Genomic DNA, 24593 nt, shown 5'->3' with positions numbered 1-24593 from the left:
GTTATTTGAGTGCGCTCTCGATTTCGGAGAGCGCCGACGCAGCGGAGGACGCGATCGCCACATTGGCAAAGCCGTTGTCGGCGTCGATCACGCGAAAAAAGTCACCAGAGAGTTCTGACTGGTATTCCTTCAGCAATCCGCGGGCCTGCGCTTTCAGGGCCTCCCGGTCACTGCCGGGCGCGGCGTTCACCACCTCGTCCAGCTTGTCGGACAGGCGGTCGTCAAGCCGATCCAGATAGGCGTCCAACTCTCCGACGCTGTCGGCCACCGGCTGCAATTCGGGGTCGCCATTGCACACGGTTCGGATTGCGCTCTGGAGTTTCTTCAGCTCGCTGTGCATGGTGGTGAGGGTGCTTTGCCATTTCAGCCGGGAGATCGCGAAGGGCTTTACATCCTCTGGCACATCGGCGGCGTAATCGGACCCTTCGGACGCCATTGCGGCGGCCAGCAAGGGCTGCGCCCGGGTCAGCGCGGCGACGGCCTTGTCATAGATCCCGTCTGCGGCGTTGTTGTTGCCCCATTCCCAAAGCTTGAGGAAATCGCCCCGCGCTTTTTCGTCCGGGAAGCGGTTGTCGCGCAGGGCTGTCTGCACCTGCGGCTCCATTTCGGCAAAAAGCGTGCTGTAGCGTTCCTGTTCGGGGCTGGTGCCGGAGCTGTCCGAGGTGGATTGAGGTGCGACGGTGTCAAGCGCCTGCGCCAGTTTGGCCAGCCCGGCAGCGGTCTTGTCCAGATCCCCGGCTTTCAGGGTGCCGGCCAGGGTTTGCACCACTTTGGCAAGCTTGGACTTTTGCGGCTCTTCAAGCTGTTTGACGCGCCCTGCGAGCGATTTCAGCTGGGTTTCCAACCCGGCGCGATCCGCGGTGCCCGTCTGGCCAACCGGATCGCCAGAGCCCGCTTGCGCGGCCTCGATGGCGGGCATCACCTTGTCGATGGCGGCATTGGCCTGCTCCAGCTTGCCGGCCTTGAAGGCAGCAACCACGGTTTCGACAGGTTTTGCCAGCTTGGCCTGTGCCGGATCGGGCAGTGCCTTGAACGCGGTCACCATGGCCTTGATGCGAGTGCCGACAGCACCTGCGTCGGGGCCGTCATCCTCTGCGTCGTCGTCTGCCGCGTCCGCGAATTCATCATAGAATGCGTCCGGATCGGCGTTGTGCTCGGCCAGGGCGGCCTCCAGATCCTCCTCGCCAAGGACAACGGGCTGCAGGCTGATCTTCTGCGTCTTGAGATATTTCTTCAGCTTCTTGCTGAGGGCGGGGATCGACAGCTCGCACTCGAGCTTCATCACCTTGCCTTCGGTCTCAAAGGTGCCAAAAGCGGCCTTGCCGCCGTCGCCTTCGGACTTCGCCTGTTTGCCCAGCATCTTGGCGGGCTTCTTCAGGTGAAGCAGCAGGTAACCGTCGGCATCATCCTTGCCGGGATTGAACGCAAAGCTCACGGGCTTCTTGCGGCTCTTTGAAATGATCTTCTTGATCTCGGGGCCGCTGAGCGGTTCTTCGGCCATGGACGCCTCCAGGCAAAGTAATAATGTTATCTGTTAAGTCGTCTTAATATTCCGTACACCTTTCGCGACGTGGGGTCAGTAACAATCTTATATGCGGGTCGGGGGAATTGTTGCGGATCCTGCCCCGCTGCGACCGCCAGCCGGTGCGGGCACGGATGCGCGGCGGGACCAGTAAACGCAGGGGGGATGACATCAAAAACGCGCACCCGGCCACGCGGTGCAGCTGTGGCCGGGAGGTCGTTCGGGCATCACGAAGACTGAGTTCGGCGATGCCGTATGTCTGTGTTTTCCCGCTTCTCAGCTCTATCTACCGGTGATGCCGGGGAAGGCGATCAGCATGGCCAGCGCCAGGATCTGCAGCGCAATGAAGGGCAGGAGCGACCGGAAGATCTCGCCAAGGCTGATGTCCGCCGGGGCCACCGATTTCAGGTAGAACGCCGCGGGACCAAAGGGCGGCGACAAGAAGCTCACCTGCATGTTCATGCAGAAGACGACGCCGAACCAGACCGGATCAAAGCCGAGCTTGGTCACGATGGGGACAAAGATCGGCATGGTCAGCAGCGCGATCCCGACCCAGTCGAGGAACATGCCCAGCACAAAGAGAATGGCCATCATGAACAGGATCACCACATGGGGATTGTCCGAAATGCCGGTGATCAGCGCCGAGACAAAGTTGATGCCGCCCATGAAGTTGAACACCCCCACAAGGGCCGAGGCACCGATGCCGATCCAGACGATCATGCCAACGGTCTGAAGCGTCTGAAGGGCAGCGCCTTTCAGCAGCTCCACGGAGAATTCGCCACGCACCAGTGTCGACAGGATGACGCCGGCCACCCCCACGGCAGAGGCTTCGGTGACGCTGGCGATGCCGCCGTAGATCGAGCCCAGCACCATCGCCACCACCAGGAGGGGCAGCACCAGCCCCTTGAGAAGACGCAGTTTCTCCGCCATCGGCACCTCGTCGCGTTCGACCACTGGCGCGACGTCGGGGTTCAGGTAGGCACGGATCAGCACATAGGCGACATAGAACCCGGCCAGCATCAGCCCGGGCAGGAAGGACGCGGTAAAGAGATCCCCGATCGACACATTTGCGGTCAGCCCGTAGATAATGAGCACGATGGAGGGCGGCACCATGGTGCCGAGCGCCCCACCTGCGCAGACCACGCCGATCGCCAGCTTGCGATCATATCCGAGCCGCAGCATCTGGGGCAGGGCGATCAACCCCAGCAGGACGACTTCGCCGCCGATGATGCCGGACATGGCGGCCAGGATCACCGCCACGATAATGGTCTGGATCGCGACCCCGCCCCGCAGGCGCCCCCCGACCAGCCGCATGGCGTCGAACAGATCCCGGGCAATGCCGGAGCGGTCCAGGATCGCCGCCATCAGGACGAACATCGGCACCGAGACAAAGACAAAACTGGCCACAAAGGAATAGACCCGGCTGGTGATGAGCGGCACCACCATCGGCCCGGTCCACCCGAGCGCAAAGATCAGCGCCACCAGCAGCGTCACAAAGGCGAGCGGCATGCCGGTGACCAGAAGACCAAGCAGCATGACGAACATCAACAGGGTTGCGCTCTCGATGCCGAGGGCCTGAAAGGAGCCAAACAGTTCGGTCATTTCTTGTCCTTGAGGTAGTTCACCGCGAGCACCGCGAATTGCACCGCCATGACGGCGAGCACGAGAAACAGGAAGAGCTTCGATAGGCCCGGATAGACCGGGTCCCAGGCGCTGCCCGAGCGTTCCAGCCGGAAGCTGCCGTCGGGCATGAAGATCGCGCGCTCCACCATGGTCCAGGCCGCCCAGGCAAACATTGCCGCCGCCGCACCGCTGATGACAGAGATCGCCACGTTGAACCGCCGCCGCCAGCGCGGCGAAAGCGCGTCATAGATCAGCACCACGCGGATATGGCGGTCGCGGGCGGTGCAATAGAGGCCGCCGTAGACAAAGGCGATGCCGCACAGGAAGATCGTCGTCTCATGTGCCCAGATGGTGGGCGCGTTGAAGACATAGCGCAGGATCACCTCCTGGATGAGGATCAGCATGGCCAGCACGATTCCGGCGGCAAAGACCAGCCCGCCGCGGTCGATCCAGCGCCCCAGACGCCCGGCCTGCGGGATCGGACCCGGGCCCTCGGTATCCGGCGCTGTTGCATGTTCCTGTTCGGCCAAGGCCGGTCCTCCCGTCATGATCGGTGTTGCGTGATGGTAGAGGGGGGCGCATCGGCCCCCCCCCTCGCTGTTGGGGTCGGGCTCAGTTCAACAGGCCCGCGCCCTTCAGATAGGCGGTCAGCGTGTCATAGACTTTCTGCGCATTGTCGGAGCGGCTGGCGACCTGTTCCCATTCGCCGGTGGCGATGCTGCGGAACTTGGCGCGCTCGGCGGCGGGCCAGTCGTGGACCGTAACCTCACCAGAGGCCTTGGCGGCCTCGACCGCAGCCAGATCCGCCTCGCGCAGCGTGGCCACCTGAAGGTCGGCGAATTCCTCGACGGATTCGGTGATCGCGGCCTGAATCTCGGCGGGCATTGCGTCCCACTTGGCCTTGTTCATCGAAATCTCGACCAGCGGCATGGAGTGGAAGCCGGGATAGACCGGGTGTTTGGCCACATCATGCATGCCCTGCGCCTGATTGGTCGAGAACACGGTGTAATCCGCCGCCTCGATCACCTTCTTGTCGAGCGAGGTGAAGACCTCGGAGCCCGGCAGGTTCACCGGTGCGGCCCCGGCCGCGGCAAAGACCTGCTGCACCAGACCCTCGGGCGCGCGCATCTTCAGCCCCTTGAGGTCATCGACGCCTTCCAGCGGTACGGCAGAGACAAAGGCCTCGAGCCCCGGCGTGGTGGCGCCGATGAAATGCAGGCCGTAGGGAGCCAGCAGCTCCTGCATCAGCTCATTGCCGCCGCCGGTCCGCATGAAGGTGAACATTTCCTCCGGCGCGCTCCAGGCGCCGACCGGGTTGGCGATCAGGCCGAAGGCCGGGTCCTTGCCGGAGAAATAGGAGGTGTCGGTGACATGGCCGTCAAGGATACCCGCCGCGATCGCGTCCTGGGTTTCGTTGTGGGCGACGATGCTTTCCACCGGCAACAGTTCAATGGCGACCTTGCCGCCGGTCTTTTCCTCGACCATCTCGGTCCAGCGGGTTTGTAGCTGGAAGTTCGGATTGCCCGCCGGGTCCGACGACTGGAAGCGCAGGCTGTAGTCCTGCGCCAGGGCGCCGCCGGCAAGGGTGGTGGCAACGAGGGTTGCTTTGATCAGATGGTTCATGGGTCTCCTCCCTGAGAGTGTCCTGTGTGAGGTTTGGGTTTAGCGTCCGGTGCCGCCTCCTCGGCTCCGGACAAAGTCGAGCGCCCGCGCCACCACCTGCGGCAGCGACAGCGCGACGTCGATTTCTGTGACATGGGGCCCCGACGGCGGCTCCAACGCGTCAAGTTGGCTCTGGACGAGGCTGGGGGGCATGAAATGGCCCGGACGGGACGCAACCCGATGTTCGAGCAGATCTCGCGCGCCGGTCAGGTGGATGATGGTCATCTCGCCCGCCTGTGCTGCCAGCAGGTTACGGTAGCGTTGCTTGAGCGCCGAACAGGCCAGAACCGCGGGCCGGGACTGGTGCGCCAGCTCCGCACCGATGACCTCCAGCCAGTCGCGCCGCATCTCATCGGTCAGCGGCCGGCCAGCCTGCATATGCGCCACATTGTCGGGCGAATGGAAGCTGTCGGCCTCCACGTAGGGTGCGTCGAGCGCGGCGGCGATTGCCTCCGCGACGCTGGATTTCCCCACACCGCAAACGCCCATGACCAGAATATGTCGCACTGCGTGCCTGCCTCCTCGCAAATCGCCGTCTGATAGCGCCACCATTCAATGACAGCGCTGTCATGATGTTGACAGCGCTGTCATTCGTCAAGAAAGATATTTCTCAAAGGGAGACAAATTCCGCCAATGTCCGAAAAGAAAAGAATAACTTTGGATGACGTGGCCCGGCTGGCCGGCGTCAGTGCGATCACCGTGTCGCGGGCGCTGCGCCGCCCCGGCATGGTTTCCGAGGCTGTGCGCAAGCGGATCGATTCGGCGGTGGCGGAACTCGGCTATGTGCCAAATCCCGCCGCGCGGCATCTGGCGACGGGGCGGTCGAATGTCATCGGCGTGTTGATCCCGTCGATCACCAACAGCGTCTTTGCCGAAGTGCTGAAAGGGATCTACGCCGCCTCAGAGCCCTCGGATTATGACGTGCAGCTGGCCAACACCCGCTATTGCGCCCGGACAGAGGAAAACGCCCTGCGGCTGTTTGCCAGCCAGAAACCCGCCGGTCTTGTGGTCAGTGGCTTCGATCAGAGCGCAGCGGCCCGTGCGCTGTTGGAAAGCCTCGACTGCCCGGTGGTGCAGATCATGGAGACGGGGGAGAACCCGGTCGATGCCTGCGTGGGGTTTTCGCATTTTCACGCGGCGCAGGCGGCGACTCGGCATCTCCTGGCACAGGGCTACCGGCGGCCCGGGTTTCTGGGCGCGCGGATGGACCCGCGCACCCGGCGCCGGTTTGACGGGTTTCGCGCCGAAGCCACGGCAGCCGGAGTGTTTCACACCGATCGCGTGATGACGTCGCCCGAGGCGTCATCGGTCACCAAAGGTGCCGAGATGTTGCAGCAGCTGCTGGCGCAGGCCCCGGACGTGGATGCGATCTTCTGCAACAACGATGACCTCGCGCTTGGGGCCTTGTTCCAAGCACAGCGCGCCGGGCTGTCCGTCCCGGATCGGCTTGGGATTTGCGGATTCAATGATCTGGAAGTGATGTCGGCGGCGAATCCCGCTCTCAGCAGCGTTCGGACCCGTCGGTTCGACATGGGGCAGATGGCGCTGGAAATTGTGCTGGCAAAGCTGAACGGCACATGGTCCGGCCCCGCCGTGGTCGATCTGGGCTACGAGGTGATGATGCGGCAAAGCACCATGCCCAGGCGCGCCGACATCGGCTGAGTTCGACCCTTCAAGGGCTGGGGCGAAGGTCTGGTGCAGGCTGTTGATCCGCCTAACGCCTGTCGGTTTTCTGTATCTGGTTGGGCGGAGCGCGGATCACCGAGAGCGCCATACCCGCCCTCAGCGGAGCAATCGCCCCGCGCGGGCCGCGCCCCGTGGCGCATGCATTTATCCCCTGCAGCCCTTGCTGCGGCGCAGCGTTCGCTCCGGCCTCGCTATTTCGCGTGATCTGGCGCGCGCCGTCGGCAAACCGTGCAAATGCGGCATCTCATGCACAATTATTGTCGTTGACGTGAGAATAGTGCCTGTCCTCAGCAATGGCTATGCACGTTTAGCTTGTATTCTGGGGTGTGAAGTGCAACGTTCTGGATCAGCATCCACGCCATGCGCCTGTCCGCTCTGGACGGTCGCATCGCAGAGCTGAACAGGTCGAACGTCTCCGCCAACCCCGTGGACCGATCAAGGGTATTTGCGTGAAAAACGAACGAGAACAGTTTTGGATATTCAACAGCTAAGAGTCTTTGTTACCGTTGCCCAAGAAGGCAGCATCACCCGTGCCTCCGACATCCTGTGCCGCAGTCAGCCCTCTGTCAGCGCCCAGATCAAGGGAATCGAAATGGCGCTGGGGTTGGCCCTGTTCGAGCGCACGTCCCGCGGCATGAGCGTAACCCCCGATGGAGAGCGGCTGTTGGGCGAGGCGACCCAGCTCCTGGAGCGCCACAAGCGGTTTTTGCAAGAGGCGACACGCCTGAAAGGCAGTATTGTCGGAAAATTTGCGCTTGGGGCCGGACGCCATTCTGGCAACGGTTTTGTCAGTTCCTTTCTGCACCTGATTTCAGAGCGGTTTCCCGAGCTGGAAATCGAGCTCAAGCATCTGACCTCTGCGCAGGTGATCGACGGGCTGCGCAACGAAACACTGGACATGGGATTCTTCACCGAGCCCGAGGGCGATATGCCGGACCTGACATTAACGGAAGTTTCACGTTTCAGCATTCACCTGGCGGCGCCGGTGGGGGTGGTCCAGGCGGGAAATGCGATTGATTGGGGGCAACTCGCCGATATGGTCTGGATTGTCTCGTCTCAGGATGGCTGTTGCGGCCGCTGGGCCAAGGCGCTGATGGAGCAACATGACATACAACCCAAGCGTGTGATCAATGTGGATGATGAGACGGTGACCCGAACGCTGGTGGCCAGTGGCGCCGGTGTCGGGCTGGTTCATGTCAATGCAGAGGAAGGGTTTCCCAAACCCGAGGATGTCACCCTCTTGCATGAGGTGCGCAAGACGGCGCGGATCATGTCGGGCTTTCTGTCATCGCGTATCAACGACCCTGCCATTGATGCCGTCAACGCCTTGTTCTCCGATTTGATGAAGTCGGGGACCTTGGCAGAGCCGCCAGCGCTTCAACTCGCCTAGGCGCGCATCCCACAGGGTCCTGATGGGCCACGGGCGCTGAGGGTGCGTCGACCTGTGGATGCGGGGGAGTGCCCCAGCCTGGTCGCGCGCCCGGTGCGAGGGGTACAGATGAAATCTGCGCATCGCTTCAATTCATGAATACCTGCGTTGTTGGGTTAAAATGAAAAATGGCAGAAATTTTGCTTGTGCCGCAGGATATGTTTCGCGTTAAACCAAAATCATGTGAAATTATGATTTGGCGCAGGAGGCCGGTATGAGAACTCTGTATAGCTTATGTGGAAAAGCAGGAGAAAGCTACTCCCCACATGTGTGGAAGGTAATTATGGCGCTCCATCACAAGCAATTGGACTTTGCCATAGAACCAGTGGATTTTTCCACGATAAAGGGAATCGAAGGCGGCGCATTTAACAGCGTCCCGGTATTGCGGGACGGAGACCGGGTGCTGGGCGATAGTTTTGATATTTGTGAGTATCTGGAGGAGGTCTACCCGGATGCACCAAGTCTGTTCGAAGGTGACGGAGGGCGCCGGATGGCGCGGTTCTTTGAGACCTATTGCCTGACCATGCTGCATCCACCGCTATCGGTCATTGTGGCGATGGATATGTATAACGTGATGAGCGAATCGGATCAGGCGTATTTTCGGGCCAAGCGCGAAGAGCGGTTCGGTGTCTCACTGGAAACCCTGGCCGAACGCGGCGATTCGGAACGCGAGGTTCTGACCGAAAGGCTCGTACCCTTGCGTAAGACGCTGGAGAAGCAGCCCTGGATCTGCGGCGATAAACCTCTGTTTCCAGACTATATTGTGTTTGGAACCTTGCAATGGTGCTGGGTGGTTGGTGCCCGGGATCTGTTGGACAAGGATGATCCGGTTCAGCGTTGGTTCTCGCGTTGTCAGGATCTGTTCGGGGCCGCGGCGCGCGACGGATTGGCAGCATAAGCCACCCGTTTCAGTCTGTGTTCCGGGGCCCTGTGCCCAGGGCTCAACCGGGATGGTGATCGCGACACATCGCTGAAATCAGCTGCTTGGAAGAGGTTGGGCGCGCTCGGTTGCGAGCGCGCTTTTTGTGCTGTGGCAGGTGCTTGCAACCCGTGTCACCAAAGCTGATGGGAGCCCTCAAGTTTTCCGAATTGTGACATAGTGCATCATTCGATCATATGTGATCAGGGGCCGCGATAAATGGCTCGGTTCGATAAATTGAAAACAGACAAATATCGGCCGATGCAGATGTTTGCCTGACAAGTGAAATGTAGATGAGTCAATTGGTGATCCCATTTGGAGGAATCTTGAATGGACGTCGCGCTTATGGATGATCCTGATGATCGATATAGCAAGAAAGCCTCTGATAGTTATGATTGGGTAAGAGCAATTCACACGCTTGGACCCGCGGGCACGAATTGTGAAAAAGCCGCGTTGAAATGGGCCGCGTTGAAATGCCGAAATGCCGAATTGGCCCTGCACGGGTCAATGGAACAGGCGGCGGAACAGGTTGCGGCCTGCGGCTGTTCCGTACTCCTCAGCGTTGTCGCCTATCCGCAGCTTCATTCGATCATCTACGAGCACATCGCGCATCTGGGTCTTCTCGATGTGTTTATCATGATGACCGATGACATGGTCCTGGCATCGGTCACCGGCGAGATGCCGACCCTGTGCCAGACACATCCTGCCCCCGAAAAACTGCTACCGCCCGAGATGAAGCGCATTTACGCCGCCAGCAACGCGCATGCCGCTGCCGAGGTCGCGGCCGGGCGCGGCGATGGCTGCATCACCACTCTGGCTGCCGCCGAGAAACACGGCCTGCACGTGCTGCGGGCCTTTGGCCAGGTCCCCATGGGCTTCACCATCCATGGCCCGTTGAAACACTCGGGCTGTCGCGACGCCACTTTCGAAGTTTCTGCACCAAACCCTAAAGGAGTATCCCCCAATGACACAGCGCGCGTTTGAGACCGCCATCGAGGTACGCTACCGCGATACCGATTCCATGGGCCACGTCAGCAGCCCGATCTACTACGACTACATGCAGTCGGCTTATCTGGAATACATGCATGCGCTGCTGGAGCTGCCCAAGGACCAGAAACTGCCGCACATCATGGTCAAGACCGCCTGTGAATACATCAGTCAGGCGCATTACGGTGACACCGTTGTGGTGCTGAGCACCGTGTCCAAGTTCGGTGGCAAGAGTTTCGAGATTGAGCACGAGATCCGCCACGGCAGTGCCGACGGGCGCGTGGTTGCCAAGCTGCTGTCGGTGCATGTGATGTTCGACTACGAAAAACAGTCCACCTACCCGATCCCCGAAGATTTCAAGACCCGCGTATCGAACTTTCAGGGCGAGAGCTGATCTCGCTCGCTCGCAAGGCGTGATCAAAGAAGGAGAGAGCGCAAATGGATTTGAGTTGGACATCAAAGCAGCTGGCGATCCGGTCGGAATTTGCGTCCCTTGGCAGCCGGACCGACCGGGATGAGCTGCACCTGGGTCGGCGGGCTTTTGATCAACAAACCTGGGACCAACTGGGCAGCGCCGGGCTGTGGCATATGATCGTGCCGAAGGATTATGGCGGACGCGGGTGCGACTGGTGGGATTTCACCGCAGCGCTGGAGGGGTTGGCCTCGACCATCCGCACGCCGGGCCTGTTGCTGTCGGTGATCGCCCAGGCGGGTATGGCCTATGCGCTGGATCTGTTCGGAACACCGGCGCAGAAGTCGGACTATTTCCGGCGCATCCTGCGCGGCCAACTGAGCGCCACGGCGATCGCCGATCCCGACACCGGCACCGATGTGCGCGCCAGTTCCACCTTCCTGAGCCCGCGTCCGAACGAGACATTTGTGCTCAATGGTCAGAAGTACAATATCGCCCATGCGCCGGTGGCAAGTTTCACGCTGGTGGTCTGCAAACTGGAAGGCCATGCGCGTGACGGTATTTCGCTGGTGCTGGTGGACCAGAACAGCAAGGGCGTGACCATCGGCCCGCAGGATCGCAAACTCGGTAACCTCGACCTGCCGACCGGCGCTCTGACGTTCGAGGATGTGCCGCTGCACTATGGCCATATCCTGGGCGTGCCGGGGGAGGGGCTGCGCAACCTGGTGCGGTTTGTCTCGCTCGGGCGGCTCTACTACGGTTTGGTGGCTTCGACGCTGTGTGACCCGATGCTGACCGAGGCGCTGTCCTATGCCAAGAGCCGGCAGACCTTTGGTCAGCCGATCGTGGATCACCAGTATGTGCAGAAGAAGCTGACCGATATGCGCATCGCCGCGGATACCGCCAAATGGGTGTCCTACGGCGCATTGCATCAGTTGCTGACGCAATCGCCCGATGCGGTGATGACCTGCTCGATCGCCAAGCTGGCGGGGGCCAGCGCGATCACCGAGGGCGCCGTGGATCTGCTCAAACTCTACGGCAGCCGGGGCTATCACGAGGGCGAGGTATCGACCTTCCTGCGGGACGCGCTGGCCTTTTGCAGCGTGGGCGGCACCGAGGAAATGCATCGGCGCAATATCATGAACCAGATGATGCGCAAGGCCCGGCCGGCGGCGAAACCGGCCAAGGAAGCGTCCCGAAATCTGGAAACCGCGTGAGCGCGGATTGGGTGGAGAACCCGAACAGAATGGAGATCAGTATGTTGAAAATCATTACCAAAAGCCCCTGGTGCGCAGGCGCTATCGCGCTGCTTGCCGGGGCAGGGGCCCTGACTGCGGCAGAGCCGCTACAGGCCAAACTGGTCGAGCGTGGTATCGACTGGCCCGCCGCTGAGGCCGCCGCCGTGCAGACCGCCGAACAGGAAAAACCCGCTACCGATGCGTTTCTCGCCTTGCCCGCCAGCGCCGATCCCACCGCGCTGCCGGTGATGCTGTTTGGCGGTGCGGCAGAGTTGTCGACCCCCGGTTTTGTCAGTCAGGGGACGGCTTATGCGGCGTTCTACGCCGAAGAGGACATCCAGGTGTCGATTTCCGGTTCAAAATCCGTGTTGCAGGCGGGGGATGCGCTGACACTGCATCATCAGCCCACCGCCTATGAGAATATCGGCACCGGTGCCGATTACAGCCTTGAGCGGTTCGGGGCCTTCTACACCCTGCGCATCACCTGCGACGCGCCGACCACGGACACCCGCTGTACGGAACCCGACTATCTGACCAGCCTGGCCGAAACCCTCTTTGTCGTGAAAGGACAAGCCAATGGCATGTAAATCTCTGACCGCGGCGGCCTTTGTGGCCTTGGCTGCCAGCCAGGGCCTCGCCGACACCCATTTTCACGCGCCGGGTGACCTGCTTGAGAACAGCGGCGAAGGGGTAAAGAGCCCGGTGGTGTTCTTTCCGGATATGCGGTTTCCGATGGAGAGCGGCCCGGCCTATGCCAATTCGCACGCGTTTTCGATCGGCGGGGCCAAAGGCCCGGAGGGGGATTCCTGCGATGCCGTGAACTACAGCTATCCGTGGCGGGACAACTTCTGTGAGTTTCGCCGCAGCGACATTGCGGTGTGCAGCTCGGGCGGTCACAGCGGGCAGGATCTGCGGCCTGCAACCTGCGAGAAAGGTGTCCACTGGACGGTCGCCGCGACCGACGGGGTGGTCTCTCACATCGGGCGGTTTGCGGTGACCGTGCAGTCACCGGATGGCGCCCTGCACCGCTATGTGCATCTGGATATGGACAGCGTCACCGTAGCGCCACTGGATCGTGTGAAACAGGGCGATCGCATCGGCACCGTCAGCAACAGCTGGCTGACCGAAATTCCCATCCATCTGCATTATGACATTCGCCAGCCGGTGCAGGTCGGCGCGGAGGTGCATGCGCTGTTCCTGCCGCCCTACAGCAGTCTCGTTGCCGCTTATGAAAAGCTGGACTGAACACCAAGACCGCAACCGATTGGAGGCGACATGAGTGAATGTATTTGGGTCTTTGCCTATGGATCATTGATCTGGGATCCGGGCTTTGTCCCGCAGGAACAGGTCGTGGCGCGCCTGGACGGTTGGCATCGCCGGTTCTGTCTGCGCTCGCTGCGCTATCGCGGCACCTTTGCGGACCCCGGATTGGTACTGGCGCTGGATGCGGGTGACGCCAGCTATTGCGAGGGCGTGGCACTGGCCATCCCGCCCGCCGAGGAAGAACCGGTCATGGCCTCCATCCGCGCGCGGGAGCTGTTCAATCCGGCCTATCGTGAAATCATCGCCCCGCTGCGGTTGCAGGACGGGCGGGTTGTGCAGGCGTTTACCTATGTGGTGAACCGCGATCACGAGCAATACGGGGATTTCACCCCGGATCAACAGGCCCGAATGATCGCGACAGCCGCCGGTGAGCGGGGCCCGAACGTCGATTATCTGTTCAACACCGCCGAGCATCTGACGTCGCAGGGCATCGCCGATCCGATGCTGGACCGGCTGGCACATGAGGTCCGGGAACTGCAACGGGAATTGACCTGATCTGGATGATCGCTTCTGCAGCGCCATCGAATTTTCGTGAAAACGGTCTGTCGTCCCCCTGATGCCGCGCAGCATCAGGGGGACTTTTTGTATACCTTACAGGATCTTATCAGACTGCGCGCGAGAGACATTTGGTTTGCCGGGGCCTCATCTCGGATAAATCGATTGGATTTCCACGGTCACGCTCGACACAGAATTGCTTGATATATTCAGCATTGGATTGAACGTGACATGAGCAAGAAAGCAGAGCAGGTCTCCCTGTCGTCCGCCAGCATCCCGATCGGCAAACCGCCTTTGGTCCTGTCGGCAACGGTGTGGAAGATCCTTATCATCGTGATGCTCGGTATCCTGGCCTGGACCACCGCGCATAGGTATCTCTCGCCCGATCTGGCCCCGGTGGCGGCGATCGCGGTTGTGTGCCTGGGGTTCTGGGCCACGGCGGTGATGCCGGAATATTGGACCGCGTTGGCCTTTTTCCTGGTGGCGATGGTGACCCAGATCGCCCCGCCGGAGACGGTGTTTTCGGGTTTCGAAACCTCGACCTTCTGGCTGCTGTTTGCCGGGCTTGTGCTTGGCGCGGCGATCAAGTTCACCGGGCTCGACTCGCAGGTGGCGCGGCTGCTGACCCGGTTGCCGTTCCGCACCTACACCGGCACCCTCGCCGGGATCGTTGCGGGCAGCGTGGCGCTGGCGTTTCTGGTGCCGTCCTCGATCGGGCGCATCATGATCCTGCTCCCGGTGATTTCGGCGCTGGCGGCCCAGCTTGGGTTTGAGGCCCGTTCCAACGGGCGCACGGGTATGCTGGTTGCCGCGTGTTTTGCCACCTTTGCGCCGGCCTTTACCATTCTGCCCGCCAATGCGCCCAACATGATCCTCGTCGGGATGAGCGAAGCGCAATATGGGCTGGAGTTTTCCTATTTCGACTACCTCCTGCTGCATTTCCCGGTTCTGGGGCTGCTGAAATCCGGGGTGATCATCGGCCTGACACTGGTATTCTTTCCGGACCGGTTGCCGAACCGCACGGATCTGGATGCGCAAGAGGCAGAGCCCGTCACCCGGGAACAGGGGATGCTGATCGCGATCCTTGCCCTGTGTCTGGCGCTGTGGCTGGCGGATGCCTGGCACGGGATCTCGCCCGCCTGGATCGGTCTTGCGGCGGCGCTGCTGTGCCTGTGGCCGAGCCTCAGGATGACCGGACCAAAATGTATCAACCAGGATCTCAGCTACGGTGCGCTGCTGTTCGTGGCGGGCATCATGGGGCTTGGGGCCCTGATCGGCCATGCCGGATTGGGAGAGGCGCTGGTGCAGGTCTCCGGGGACTGGATCAACCTGTCGCCGGACACCCCGGTGTGGAACCTCTCGGTCCTGACCGGCATGTCGACACTGGTGGCCATGGCGACCAGCCTGCCGGGGGTGCCTGCGGTCATGACCCCGATGGCCGGCGATCTGGCCAGTGCTGCGGGCCTGCCGGTGAGCACGGTGCTGATGACGCAGGTGCTGGCATTTTCCAATGTTTTCCTGCCGTTCCAGGCGCCGCCGCTGGTGGTGGCGATCCAGGCGGGCAACCTGCGCGCCGGTGCCGTGATCCGGTTTTGCCTCGCCCTGTTTGCGATCAGCCTCTGCCTGCTGGTGCCGCTGGATTTCCTGTGGTGGGCCGTATTGGGCCAGATCTGACGCGCATGTCCCGGCCGCGTGGAGGCTTCGGATTTGCCGGGGTCAGACCTCCGGTGTTTCGATTTGTGCGAACAATCGGGCCGTTTCACACTCGGCTGGGAACTGTGTCTTTTGAGGTGAGATTATGAACTCTGGATTCCAAAAAGTTAAAACTCTGCTGTTTTGCAGCGCTGTGGCGACCCTCGCATCGGCGCCGCTGGTCCGGGCGGAAATGGCGTCGGATCTGCAGGACAGCGTTGCGCCCCTGCTGATCGAGGCCAAATGGACGGGGGCCGAGCGGCAACGCACGCTGACCATCCTGCATCTGGCGATGTTCGATGCCGCCAATGCCACCCAGGGGCTCTACACGCCCTATGCCTATGAAGGCGAGGTTGACACCTCCGCTTCGGCAGAGGCCGCTGTGGCGCAGGCGGCGCTGTCGGTGATGTCGGAACTGATGCCGGAGAAACAGCAGGAATTCGAGGCGATGGCCGCGGCCTATTTTGATGCCGCCGGTGAGGAGGCCGCGCGCGAAGCCGGGCGCCGTCTTGGCAGTGCCGCCGCGGCTGCGGTCCTGGCTGTCCGGGCTGAGGATGGCGCGGATTTCTCGCTCGATTTTACGCCCGCCAAAGCGGACGCCGGTGTCTATCAGCCCACGTCGGAGCGCGCGATGGTGGCGCCAAAGATCAAGGAGATGACACCCTTCGTGCTCACCTCCGCAACCCATTTCCGGGTACCGCCGCCGCCGTCGCTCGACAGTGCACAATATAAGCAGGGCCTGCTGGAAGTGGTGACCCGCGGCGGCAAGGACAGCCCCGCCACGCCGGAAGAGATCGAGATCGCCAAGCTGCACGCGGGGTCGGGGTCCGGCGCGTGGAACCAGCTGGCGCGCAACAGCAGCCGCGCCTGCGCCCTGCCGCTGCTGGAAGAGACCCGTATGCTTGCCCTGCTGAACGTCGCGCTGACGGACGCGCTGATTGCCGGTTTCAACGCCAAGTACAGCTATGCGCTGTGGCGGCCGCAGACCGCGGTCGAGGCGCTTGGCACGACCTATTCCCATCCGGATTTGGAGGCGGGCATGACGTGGGAATCGCGCATCCCCGCGCCGATGCATCCGGAATACCCTTGCCAGCACTGCACCAGCGGCAGCGCCGCGTTGGAAGTCATGACCTCCGTCTTTGGGGCCGAGCCGTTTCCGGTCCGGTTCGAGGGCGCGGCCAATCTGAGCAAGGACTATGACAGCCTCCAGCAATTTGCCGAGGAAGAATCTGAATCGCGCCTGATCGGCGGTGTGCACTATCGCCGGTCGAATGCGGTCGGCGACATGCTGGGCTATCAGATCGGTCACCATGTCGCCCATACCGCGCTGCAACCGGTCAAGGCCGATGCGGCTCCGCAGCACGCTTGTGAGGGCTTCGACAGCACCATGGTCCTGCAATAGCACCACCCCAGAGCCAGCCCGGTCCGACCATGGGCCGGGCGATCATTTATCGCGCACGCGGCCGAGGCTGGGTCGGCGCGCCGGAGACAGGGAGTGACCCCCATCATGATGACACCAGCTCAACTGATATTTCGTGTGATACTGGTCGGCGTGGGCGCTGCGGCAATCATGGACGTTTGGGCCGTGATCGCCGAGGCGCTATTTGCCATACCGCAGAGCAACTTTGCCATGGTTGGCCGATGGCTTGGCCATATGCCGCAGGGCAGTTTCAGCCATGACAGTATTCGCGCGGCGGCCCCGATCACGGGCGAAGCGACGCTGGGCTGGGCGGTACATTACCTGGTCGGCGTGATCTTTGCCGCATTCTATGTCGGGGTCGGCGGGCAGCGGCAGTTGCGCCAGCCGAACGTGGTTATCGCGCTGATGATCGGTGTGGGGACAATTGTGTTTCCCTTCTTCCTAATGCAGCCGGCAATGGGCGCCGGTGTCATGGCAAGCAACCGTCCGGATCCCACCTTTGCGCAACTCAAGAGCCTGATGTCGCATCTGTCCTTTGGGGTGGGGCTATATGTGGCGGCCTGGTTGCAAGCCACTTTGTTGCCGCCCGGCCGCCCTCAGTTGAAGGATGTGGCGGGCTGATCGGCCCTGCCCACCGCGCGTCCATGTTGCACCCCGCCCCGATCTTGGGGCGGGGTTTTTACTGGTTCGGGGTGATCGTTCATGGCGGGTCTGCGTTGCCGGTGCCCTTCCTTCGGTCACCCCCTCGATCAGAGCGTAGTTTGCAGCAGTGCCCGGTATCTGAGCTAAAAAACGCCGCAAGGGGGTGATCCTCGCGGCGTGAAGTCGGCCGGGCGGGGAGGCCCGGCTTACGGAGTCCTGAAACGGACCGGGGAGGCCGAGGCCTCAGTCGCCTGCGGGCAGGCGATGTTTGATGATTTCGACAACGGATGCAGGATCGGGCAGGGAATGATGCCCGTGGATCTTTTGCATATGCGGGTCGTTGTGTTCGCGCCAGACCGGCTGAAAAACCTCATAACCATCATCGCGGATCTGGCTCACATTGCGCTGGACGGAGGCCTTGTCCCACATCGGACCGCCCATGACCGGGAAGAACAGGACCGGAAACTCTGCCGCGAGGATGACCGTGGTCAGCCGGTTTTGCGAGGAGCCGTTCGCGACGCCGCTCAACGTGTTGGCGGTGGTGGGCAGCACGGCCATCAGGTCATGCTCTGCGGCGATCCGGCCCGGCTTGTCGGTGCTCCAGTTCTGCGGATGATCGCCGTGGATCAAGCGATCCACCAGCAGCGCCAGCGTGTCGGTGTTGACAAATTTCACCGCGTTTGGCGTGAGCATCAGGCTCAGGCTGCATTCGATATTGTCCTTTATCGCACGCAGGTAGAACGGCAGCATCGTCAGGTCCAGCGACCCGCAGGCGCCGATCAGGATGCGGGGGTGGGGCGATGAGGCGTTGGTGGTCATGCGAGGTCCTTTTCTAACGGAGGGTCACCGGGGGGGGGAGGAAACTAGACGGCCGGGGCGGCGGGCAGGGGCCATTGCGCTGCCACAAGTGTGAGCAGGTCGAATTGGGCGACGCGGGTGTCGTCGTCACTGCGCCGCACCTGGCAGGCCCATTGCACTTCGGCAGAGCCGCCTTTGCCCACCGGGCCGATGGTGCAGCAGGTCAGCGTCACATAGAGCGATGTGCCAAAGTAGACGGGGGCATGGAACCGCAGGTCCTTCGCCCCGAGATTGGCAAGCACCGGCCCCGGTTCGGGATCGACAAACAACCCGTTGGCCAGCGCCATGATGAATTGCCCGTGCGCCACTCTGCCGTCAAAGAACGGATGCGCGCGCGCGGCGGTTTCGTCCATATGGGCATAGAACAGGTCTCCGGTCAGATGGCCAAAGGCCTCGACGTCCTCGGCGCTGACAATGCGATCCGCGCTGCGCAGGTGATCTCCGACCCGCAAGCGCGACAGCGGTTTGCGGAAGGGATGTTCGCCTTCGCGCACGGGCACCCCTTCGATCCAGGTGCCCGACACTTCGGTCAGCAGCGTCGCGGGGCCGGTGATTTCGCTTTCTTCGAGATAGAAGTCCAGCAGGGACAGGATGTTCTCGTCCGCGCCATTGCCGCCCGGCATCGCCTCGGCAAGCTCTGGTGCGCCGGTGTCCATCTCCGGGCTGACCACGCTGATCTGGTCCAGACAGGGCGCCAGCGTGGCGAGGAAATCGCCAAGAAACCCGTGTTGTCGCGACAGAACCGTCAAATCGCGCCGGCCGGGAAACGTGCGCAGGATCTCCAGCGCCGAGCGGGTGTCGGTATAGGGCACCACCGCAATCTGCGGGCTGCCGGGGCGGGTCGACGCCGCAGAAGAGGGCCGGGTAGTCGGCAGCTCCGCGTGGCTGATGGTGACTTCGTCAAACAGGGTCAGCAACCGATCCGTGGCGCTTTCCTCCAAGGATTTCGGCACCAGAACGCAGGTCGCGAAGGAGGCGTTGCGATGCAGCGCCTGCACCGCCCGGAGGAACAGGTCCCACGCAGGCGCATCGGGGTCGTACTCGGGAGCAAGGAGCAGCGCCGCGTAGCTTGCCTGACACGATCCCAACCGCACGCTGCCCTCCAGAACCTTGGGGTGGGCATGAAAGGTGGCGGTGTGCCCGGGCTCGGCACAGAGCGTCACCACGTCGCCCCGTTCCAGATGCGGCAGCAGGGTCTCTGCCTCGATCACCGGCACCACATGCATGACGCCGTCGGGGAGCGCACCGGTGGCGCGGAGCAGACGGCACAGCCCAAGCGCGGCCTGTTGCGCGGTATCCGACACGCAGAGAAGAACACTGCGCCCGGCCAGAATGGCGAGGCTCAGCCGTTCCAGCAGGTTTGGAAAGGATGCCGCATTGGCCACCACATGCGCGGCAAGGCCGCTGCCGGGTTGTTTCAGCCGCATGCGCATCTGACGATCCGGGCAGGGAGGGCCGCCACGGTCACAGGGGCGTGCGGGATCACAGACGATCATCTTCTGGTCGGGCAGGCTGCGCAGGGCCATGGAGGCCAACCGCCGCATCCGGGAGAGCCCTTGCAAGAAGCCCGGATCCGAGAGCAACGTATCGCCTTCATGAGACGGATGCGCACGACATTGCGCCGTTTCGGCCTCGGCCAGGGCGGTCAGTCCGGCGTGCAGATCCCGAAGCAGACGGGCGCGCTCTGCAAAGCTCTGGGCGCGCAGAACATGGGCTCCGGCATTGCGACACTGCACGATCTGCTGGTGCAGGTTGCCATGGCGGTCATTGTAGGGCGCGCGCAGGGCCGACAGATCCGGCCGTGGCGCGGCGGGTCGTTGTATCGGGTCGTCTGGAGGGCCGGATTGGATCGCAAAGGCCAGCTGACTCCCCTGTGGAACGGTCGCAGCGCGACCTGCGGGGGTTAGGGTCTTGGCTTCGGCGGTATCAGCCATGTCACTCTCCACTCCAATGCACAGGTGCTGGAATTGAGCGCGAAGTCAGCCAGCAATACCAATCGATTCATTGGAGGGCGCGCTTCAGGTTTTCTGAGGGCGGCAACTAAGAGCCTCACCCAGGGCTCCGGGCGGCTTCAGGCTTGCTGAGACGGGCGTTCAGGAAAATCGATGCCCCGATTGAGCACAACCTTGCTAGGGTGCGAAAATAACAGATTCAACCAAAGCAAGAAGGCGGTGCCGGACATGTCGGAGCCAAAGACCATTTGCATTGCGGGCGCAACCGGACTGGCCGGGGCGTATATGGTTCACGAAGCCCTGCACCAGGGATATCGGGTTCATGCCACCGTTCGGGATGTGCACCGTGCTGAGCGGCTGCGAAGATTCCCGGGAGCCTCGGACCGCTTGCAGATTTTTCAGGCACATACCGAATCGCCAGACAGTTTTATCGCACCGCTGACGGGTGCTGAGGCGGTCATTCTGGCCTGTTTCCCGACGCCGCGAAGCGGGCGTGACGGGCGACCTGTGGCGGAGTTGGAGCCGGGGCGGGCCTGGCGCGAGATTGTCGCCCCGTCCAAGGTCGCCTGTCGCCAAATCCTGCAGATCGCGGGTCAGGCGGAGGTCTCGGCGGCGGTTCTGTGTTCCAGCACCGCCTCTGCCGCGCCGGCCACACCCTCCCCCGTCCTGAACGAGCTGCGCGATGTGTCCTCGCTGGCAGATCAGCGCGCGACGGGAAAATACATGCAAGCGCAGAAGACGGCACTGGAACAGGCCGCGCAGGAAGCGGCGGATCAGGTGGGCCTGCGTCTGACCACGCTGCTGTCGAGCATGATGGTCGCACCGGCCCTGTTGCCCTGGCACATGGAGGGGCATGTGTTGCGGTTTTTGGCCGCGCTGGCCCGAGGGGAGCCGGGCTGGCATCGGCAGGTGCCTTCCGGCTCCATGTCCCTGACCGATCCGGCGGATCTGGCGCGTTTTGCGCTGGCCGCCTGCGAGACGCCGGCGGTTTCGGGGCGATACTTCACCCTGAGCGACAGTTGGACCTGGGCCCGGATCTACCAGGAAATCGCGCGCTACGTGCCCGCGACGGGCCTGCCTGCGCCGAACGGAGATGTGCCACATCTGCCCACCCTGTATGATTTTTCGCGCCGGGACAGCCTCGGGGTGAGGTTCACGCCGATCGAGGACATGCTGGGCCGCTTTTTCCAGAGCCTGTCCCTGACGGCGGCGGATGCACCGCTGCGAGACGCCGTCGCCGACTAGCCAATCGCTGGATCATAGATCCCGGGTCGCGTCTGGGTGCATCTGGGCGCGGCTCAGGACAGGGACTGCGTGGGCGAGGGGAGCGGTTGCGGCGGCATTTCTACCGCGCGCGGCGACAGTGACATCTGCTGCAGTTCCAGCTGCTGATCGGCCAAAGTGTCGGCCACCCATGGGTCATGGGTCACCAGCAGAAGTGCCTTGCCCCGATGTGATTTCAGATCCTGCAAGGTCTGGACCACCTCGGCCTTGGAGCGACCGTCGAGGGCGGAGGTGGGTTCGTCAGCGATGATGACCGTAGGATCGGCCATAAGCGCCCGCGCAAGGCAGAGCCGTTGCGCCTCGCCCCCGGAAAGATCGCGGGTGCGCCGCGCCCGAAAGGCCGCCCCGGTGGGGAGCGACACCGCGTTCAACGCGTCTGTCATGGCCTGCTCATCCGCGGGGTCACCATGGCGGGGACGCCGGAACCAGCGCAGGCGGTGTTGCGACAGGGCCTGCGTTTCGGCCAGGGTCTCGGCCACGGAGAAATGCCCGGTGAGCGCCCGATGCGGGAACTGCGACACATAGCCAACCCGGTGCCGGGCGGTGTGCGCGATTGCATCCGGGCGGGGCCAGTCGATCTGGCCGGATTGCAGCGGCTCCAGCCCCGCGATCAGTTTTGCCAGAGTGGACTTGCCACATCCGCTGCGTCCGACAACAGCCAGACAGGCCTCGGCGCGCAGGCTGAGGGTCAGGTTTCGCAGCACCGGGCGCGCACCGTAGCTGTGGGACAGCCGATGCACCCGAAGCACGACGGGACCAGGCCGCGCAGGCGCGGTCGGGGGCGTCGTCCTCGGGGCCTGCCCCAACAGCGCTTGGGTCAGCGCCTGCTGCGGGGCACGCAGGATCTGGCGGGCGGGGCCGGTTTCTATGATGCGACCACGCTCCAGAACGGCGATCTGATTGGCAAGAGAGACCGCAACTGCCGGATCGTGGCTGATGAGGATCTGTGCCCGATCCGCGCGGCCGTGCTGCATGGCCTTGAGCGTGAGCGCCTGATTGGCCGGATCAAGCGCTGCGGTGGGTTCATCGAGGATGAGGCAACTGGGCTGCGGCAACAGGGCCAGCGCCGTAAGAACACGCTGGATCTCTCCGCCGCTCAGGCTTGCGGGGCGCTGATCGAGAACGCACGGGGGCAGGTTGTACCGGGCGCAAATCTCCTCGGGGGTGGGGGCGGTGATCCGGTGCTGGGCAAGCACTTCGGCAATATGGGCGCGCACCGTCAACTGCGGGTTCAGGGCATCGGTGAGCCGTTGCACGATGAGACCGATATGCCGCCCCCGCAGCGCATGAACCTCGGCAGCGCGCGCCCTGAGCACATCGGAGCCCGCGAGCCATGCCTGCCCGGACCAGTGAAACCGCGCACGCGGGGACAGGTGCTTGTGCGGGCAGGCACCCTGACCGTCCAGCAGCCGCAACAACAGCCGCGCGAGACTGCTTTTGCCCGCGCCGGAGGGGCCGATGAGCGCCAGAGTTTCGCCCGTTCGAACCGTCAGGTTGATGTCCTTCAGGATCGTGTCCTCCCCTGCATGCAGACAGAGGTTTCGCAGTTCGATCATGGGGCGGATCCTTGTCGGTGGGAGCTACGGCGTGCCTGTTGCTGGTCCAGCGCCATCAGCAGCAGCAGAAACCCGGTGAGACAAAAGGCCGGCGGCAGCAGCAGCCATGTCCAGGCCGGCGTATGCAGATAGCCCATCGCGTCCTGCAACATGCTGCCCCAGGTCAGCAGATCTGCGGCAGTCAGTCCGAGGAACGCCAATCCCGCCACCCGCATCGTCGCCTGTACCACGTTCTGCAGATAGAGGCCGGTGAGCGTTGGCAGGATGGCGGGCAGGATGTGATGCAGCAGCAGATAGGGCCAGCGCGCCCCCATGTGCCGTGTGAGCGTGATGTTTTCCCGGCCCATTTCGCGCAGCAGCACGGAGCGCAGGATTCGCACATCGTCATGCCACGTCAGCAACGCCATCAACGGGATGATCTCGATCACGCCGGGTTGGTGCCAGGCGGACAGCAGCAGCAGCAACAGGATCGACGGTACGATCTCGGCCATATCGGTCAGGTGCAGCACGATCACGCGACCCACCTTGGGGAACATGACGGCCAGCCCGGCCATGGTGATCCCGATCAAGAGGGCCAGTGCAGCGGTGGCCAGCGCCAGCCCGATCGTGACCGGAGCGGCGCGCAGGAGGCCGGTCATCACGCTCTGGCCGATGTCATTGGTTCCGAGCCAATGGCGCTGGGACGGCGGTTGCAGTGTCTCGGTGCTGGTCAGATAGGGGGGGATCAGGTTGCCAAGGGTCGCGATCAGCAACAGCAGCACCAGCGTGCTCAGCGCCACGATGCCCAGCAGCTGAAGGGTGAGGCGGGGTCGGGCCCGTTCCGTGGCGTGGTCCGAGTAAACCGGGGCGGACATGGTGGCTACCCTCTGCGCGCGAGCGTTTCGGTGAGCGCATCAAAGAGCCAGTTCAGGCTCAGCACCAGAGCGGCGAGCACTGCAATGGCCCCCTGCAACAAGGCGTAATCGCGATCCAGCACCGCCTGATAGGTCAGCGACCCGATACCGGGATAGGCGAAGATCACCTCGACAAAGAGGCTGGCGGTAAACAGCGTGGCAACGGACTGGCCCAGCCGGGCGCAGATCACCGGCAGCAGGTTGCGGCTGAAATAGTCGCGCCGCTCGCGCCAGCCGCTGATACCGCGGCTGCGGGCGTTCACCACAAAGGCGCGATGCGACAGGACCGCAGCCTCGCCGCGCAGCACAAAGAAATAGCGCACCACCTCATGCAGCGCCAGGGCGAGGGCGGGCAGGACCGCGTGGCGGGCGATCTCAAATGCCCGCAGCCAGGGTGTCGCGGCGGGAAACAGCGGCTCAGCCCCGCCTGCGGGCAGCACCGGGCACAGGATCGCAAAAACCAGAAGCAGCGCGATGGCGGTCACAAAGGGCGGAATACTGGCCAGAAGGCTCATGCCGGCGGTCAGCACCCGATCGGCACGTGATCCGGGCTGCCGGCCGGCCTCGACCCCGAGCATGATCCCGAGACCGAGGAAAACGGGGGTGGCCGCCGCGATCAGCAAACCCGTCCAGGGCAGCGCCTCCGCGAGCAATCGGCGAACAGGTGCGCCGTGGAGCAGGGAATACCCCAGATCCCCGCGCAGCAGCCGGAGCAAATCCCGACCAACCTGTTCCGCCAAGGAGCCGCCGAACCCGAGCCGGTCGCGCAGCGCGTGCAGATCGTCATCCGCAAGCTCGCGTTGCACGTCGGAATCCATCAGCACATCCAGCGTGTCGCCGGGCAGCAGCCGTGGCAGCACCGACATCAGCACCAGCAGAAATCCAAACACGGCAATGCGATGCACCAGGCTGCGCAGCAGCGTCAGGGCGACACCGGCGGGCGCCGCCGCCGCGCCAGCCTCCTGCCGGGCCGTGGGGGAGATGTGCCCTGACATGCGGC

23 protein-coding genes are annotated in these 24593 nt (G+C 63.0%); 13 read left to right on the top strand and 10 right to left on the bottom strand.

Translation table 11 applies throughout. From position 1 onward, the window contains the following. Window position 1 precedes the first annotated feature (1 nt). The 5 genes from MHM97_RS21120 to MHM97_RS21100 form a co-directional block, all read right to left on the bottom strand. The gene (locus tag MHM97_RS21120; protein ID WP_239325328.1) at window positions 2–1501 is read right to left on the bottom strand and encodes a hypothetical protein; all 1500 of its coding nucleotides are present in this window, start codon (window positions 1499–1501) and stop codon (window positions 2–4) included. 303 nt (window positions 1502–1804) lie between these two features. Beyond that, complete coding sequence (locus MHM97_RS21115; protein WP_239325325.1) at window positions 1805–3124, bottom strand: TRAP transporter large permease; 1320 nt, start codon at window positions 3122–3124, stop codon at window positions 1805–1807. Further along, a complete protein-coding gene (locus MHM97_RS21110; protein WP_239325323.1) occupies window positions 3121–3675 on the bottom strand; it encodes a TRAP transporter small permease subunit in 555 nt (184 codons plus the stop codon). The genes MHM97_RS21115 and MHM97_RS21110 overlap by 4 nt, the downstream gene beginning before the upstream one ends. An 82-nt stretch (window positions 3676–3757) precedes the next feature. Next, the gene (locus tag MHM97_RS21105; RefSeq protein ID WP_239325321.1) at window positions 3758–4768 is read right to left on the bottom strand and encodes a TRAP transporter substrate-binding protein; all 1011 of its coding nucleotides are present in this window, start codon (window positions 4766–4768) and stop codon (window positions 3758–3760) included. 39 nt (window positions 4769–4807) lie between these two features. After that, on the bottom strand, window positions 4808–5314 hold the full coding sequence (locus tag MHM97_RS21100) for a gluconokinase (protein WP_239325319.1): 507 nt from the start codon (window positions 5312–5314) through the stop codon (window positions 4808–4810). 126 nt (window positions 5315–5440) lie between these two features. On the opposite strand from MHM97_RS21100, the gene MHM97_RS21095 reads away from it, so the two are divergent. The 12 genes from MHM97_RS21095 to MHM97_RS21040 all read left to right on the top strand — a co-directional run bounded on the left by MHM97_RS21095 (window position 5441) and on the right by MHM97_RS21040 (window position 17029). After that, window positions 5441–6469 carry a LacI family DNA-binding transcriptional regulator gene (locus tag MHM97_RS21095; RefSeq protein ID WP_239325317.1) on the top strand — a complete coding sequence of 343 codons (1029 nt, stop codon included), beginning with the start codon at window positions 5441–5443 and terminating at the stop codon, window positions 6467–6469. Between the two features lie 496 nt (window positions 6470–6965). Then, window positions 6966–7883, top strand: a complete 918-nt coding sequence (locus tag MHM97_RS21090; protein ID WP_239325315.1) for a LysR family transcriptional regulator — start codon at window positions 6966–6968, stop codon at window positions 7881–7883. Between the two features lie 253 nt (window positions 7884–8136). Then, window positions 8137–8820 (top strand): glutathione S-transferase N-terminal domain-containing protein, encoded by a 684-nt coding sequence (locus MHM97_RS21085; RefSeq protein WP_239325313.1) that lies wholly within the window; start codon window positions 8137–8139, stop codon window positions 8818–8820. A gap of 351 nt (window positions 8821–9171) precedes the next feature. Then, complete coding sequence (locus MHM97_RS21080) at window positions 9172–9825, top strand: prephenate dehydratase (RefSeq protein WP_239325311.1); 654 nt, start codon at window positions 9172–9174, stop codon at window positions 9823–9825. Then, window positions 9806–10222 (top strand): acyl-CoA thioesterase, encoded by a 417-nt coding sequence (locus tag MHM97_RS21075; RefSeq protein WP_239325309.1) that lies wholly within the window; start codon window positions 9806–9808, stop codon window positions 10220–10222. The genes MHM97_RS21080 and MHM97_RS21075 overlap by 20 nt, the downstream gene beginning before the upstream one ends. 44 nt (window positions 10223–10266) lie before the next feature. Continuing rightward, on the top strand, window positions 10267–11457 hold the full coding sequence (locus MHM97_RS21070) for an acyl-CoA dehydrogenase family protein (protein ID WP_239325307.1): 1191 nt from the start codon (window positions 10267–10269) through the stop codon (window positions 11455–11457). Window positions 11458–11498: 41 nt separating this feature from the next. After that, window positions 11499–12065 carry a hypothetical protein gene (locus tag MHM97_RS21065; RefSeq protein ID WP_239325305.1) on the top strand — a complete coding sequence of 189 codons (567 nt, stop codon included), beginning with the start codon at window positions 11499–11501 and terminating at the stop codon, window positions 12063–12065. After that, window positions 12055–12723 (top strand): M23 family metallopeptidase, encoded by a 669-nt coding sequence (locus MHM97_RS21060; RefSeq protein WP_239325303.1) that lies wholly within the window; start codon window positions 12055–12057, stop codon window positions 12721–12723. Before MHM97_RS21065 ends, MHM97_RS21060 begins: the two co-directional genes overlap by 11 nt. A 30-nt stretch (window positions 12724–12753) precedes the next feature. Beyond that, entirely contained in the window at window positions 12754–13296 is a 543-nt protein-coding gene (locus MHM97_RS21055) for a gamma-glutamylcyclotransferase (protein ID WP_239325301.1), read from the top strand. 231 nt (window positions 13297–13527) lie between these two features. Beyond that, the gene (locus tag MHM97_RS21050; RefSeq protein ID WP_239325299.1) at window positions 13528–14970 is read left to right on the top strand and encodes an SLC13 family permease; all 1443 of its coding nucleotides are present in this window, start codon (window positions 13528–13530) and stop codon (window positions 14968–14970) included. Window positions 14971–15094: 124 nt separating this feature from the next. Then, window positions 15095–16390, top strand: coding sequence for a vanadium-dependent haloperoxidase (locus MHM97_RS21045; protein ID WP_239325297.1), 1296 nt, complete (start codon window positions 15095–15097; stop codon window positions 16388–16390). 105 nt (window positions 16391–16495) lie between these two features. Further along, the gene (locus MHM97_RS21040) at window positions 16496–17029 is read left to right on the top strand and encodes a DUF2938 domain-containing protein (RefSeq protein WP_239325295.1); all 534 of its coding nucleotides are present in this window, start codon (window positions 16496–16498) and stop codon (window positions 17027–17029) included. Between the two features lie 264 nt (window positions 17030–17293). On the opposite strand, the gene MHM97_RS21035 is transcribed toward MHM97_RS21040, so the two are convergent. Beyond that, window positions 17294–17869 carry a flavoprotein gene (locus MHM97_RS21035; RefSeq protein WP_239325292.1) on the bottom strand — a complete coding sequence of 192 codons (576 nt, stop codon included), beginning with the start codon at window positions 17867–17869 and terminating at the stop codon, window positions 17294–17296. Window positions 17870–17913: 44 nt separating this feature from the next. Beyond that, a complete protein-coding gene (locus MHM97_RS21030; protein WP_239325291.1) occupies window positions 17914–19842 on the bottom strand; it encodes a MaoC/PaaZ C-terminal domain-containing protein in 1929 nt (642 codons plus the stop codon). A gap of 246 nt (window positions 19843–20088) precedes the next feature. On the opposite strand from MHM97_RS21030, the gene MHM97_RS21025 reads away from it, so the two are divergent. Continuing rightward, entirely contained in the window at window positions 20089–21105 is a 1017-nt protein-coding gene (locus MHM97_RS21025; protein WP_239325290.1) for an NAD(P)H-binding protein, read from the top strand. A 53-nt stretch (window positions 21106–21158) separates the two neighbouring features. Here MHM97_RS21025 and MHM97_RS21020 read toward each other — a convergent pair whose 3' ends face one another. From MHM97_RS21020 to MHM97_RS21010, 3 genes are read right to left on the bottom strand one after another with little or no spacing between them, the layout of a single operon-like run. Continuing rightward, window positions 21159–22700, bottom strand: a complete 1542-nt coding sequence (locus tag MHM97_RS21020) for an ABC transporter ATP-binding protein (protein ID WP_239325289.1) — start codon at window positions 22698–22700, stop codon at window positions 21159–21161. Continuing rightward, window positions 22697–23554, bottom strand: a complete 858-nt coding sequence (locus tag MHM97_RS21015) for an ABC transporter permease (RefSeq protein ID WP_239325288.1) — start codon at window positions 23552–23554, stop codon at window positions 22697–22699. The genes MHM97_RS21020 and MHM97_RS21015 overlap by 4 nt, the downstream gene beginning before the upstream one ends. A 5-nt stretch (window positions 23555–23559) precedes the next feature. After that, window positions 23560–24588, bottom strand: a complete 1029-nt coding sequence (locus tag MHM97_RS21010) for an ABC transporter permease (protein WP_239325287.1) — start codon at window positions 24586–24588, stop codon at window positions 23560–23562. Between the last annotated feature and the right edge of the window lie 5 nt (window positions 24589–24593).

The organism is Epibacterium sp. Ofav1-8 (assembly GCF_022348185.1).
GTDB lineage: Bacteria > Pseudomonadota > Alphaproteobacteria > Rhodobacterales > Rhodobacteraceae > Epibacterium.
Note: the sequence above shows the minus strand (reverse complement) of the source record. Positions and strands in the feature narration are given on the sequence as shown.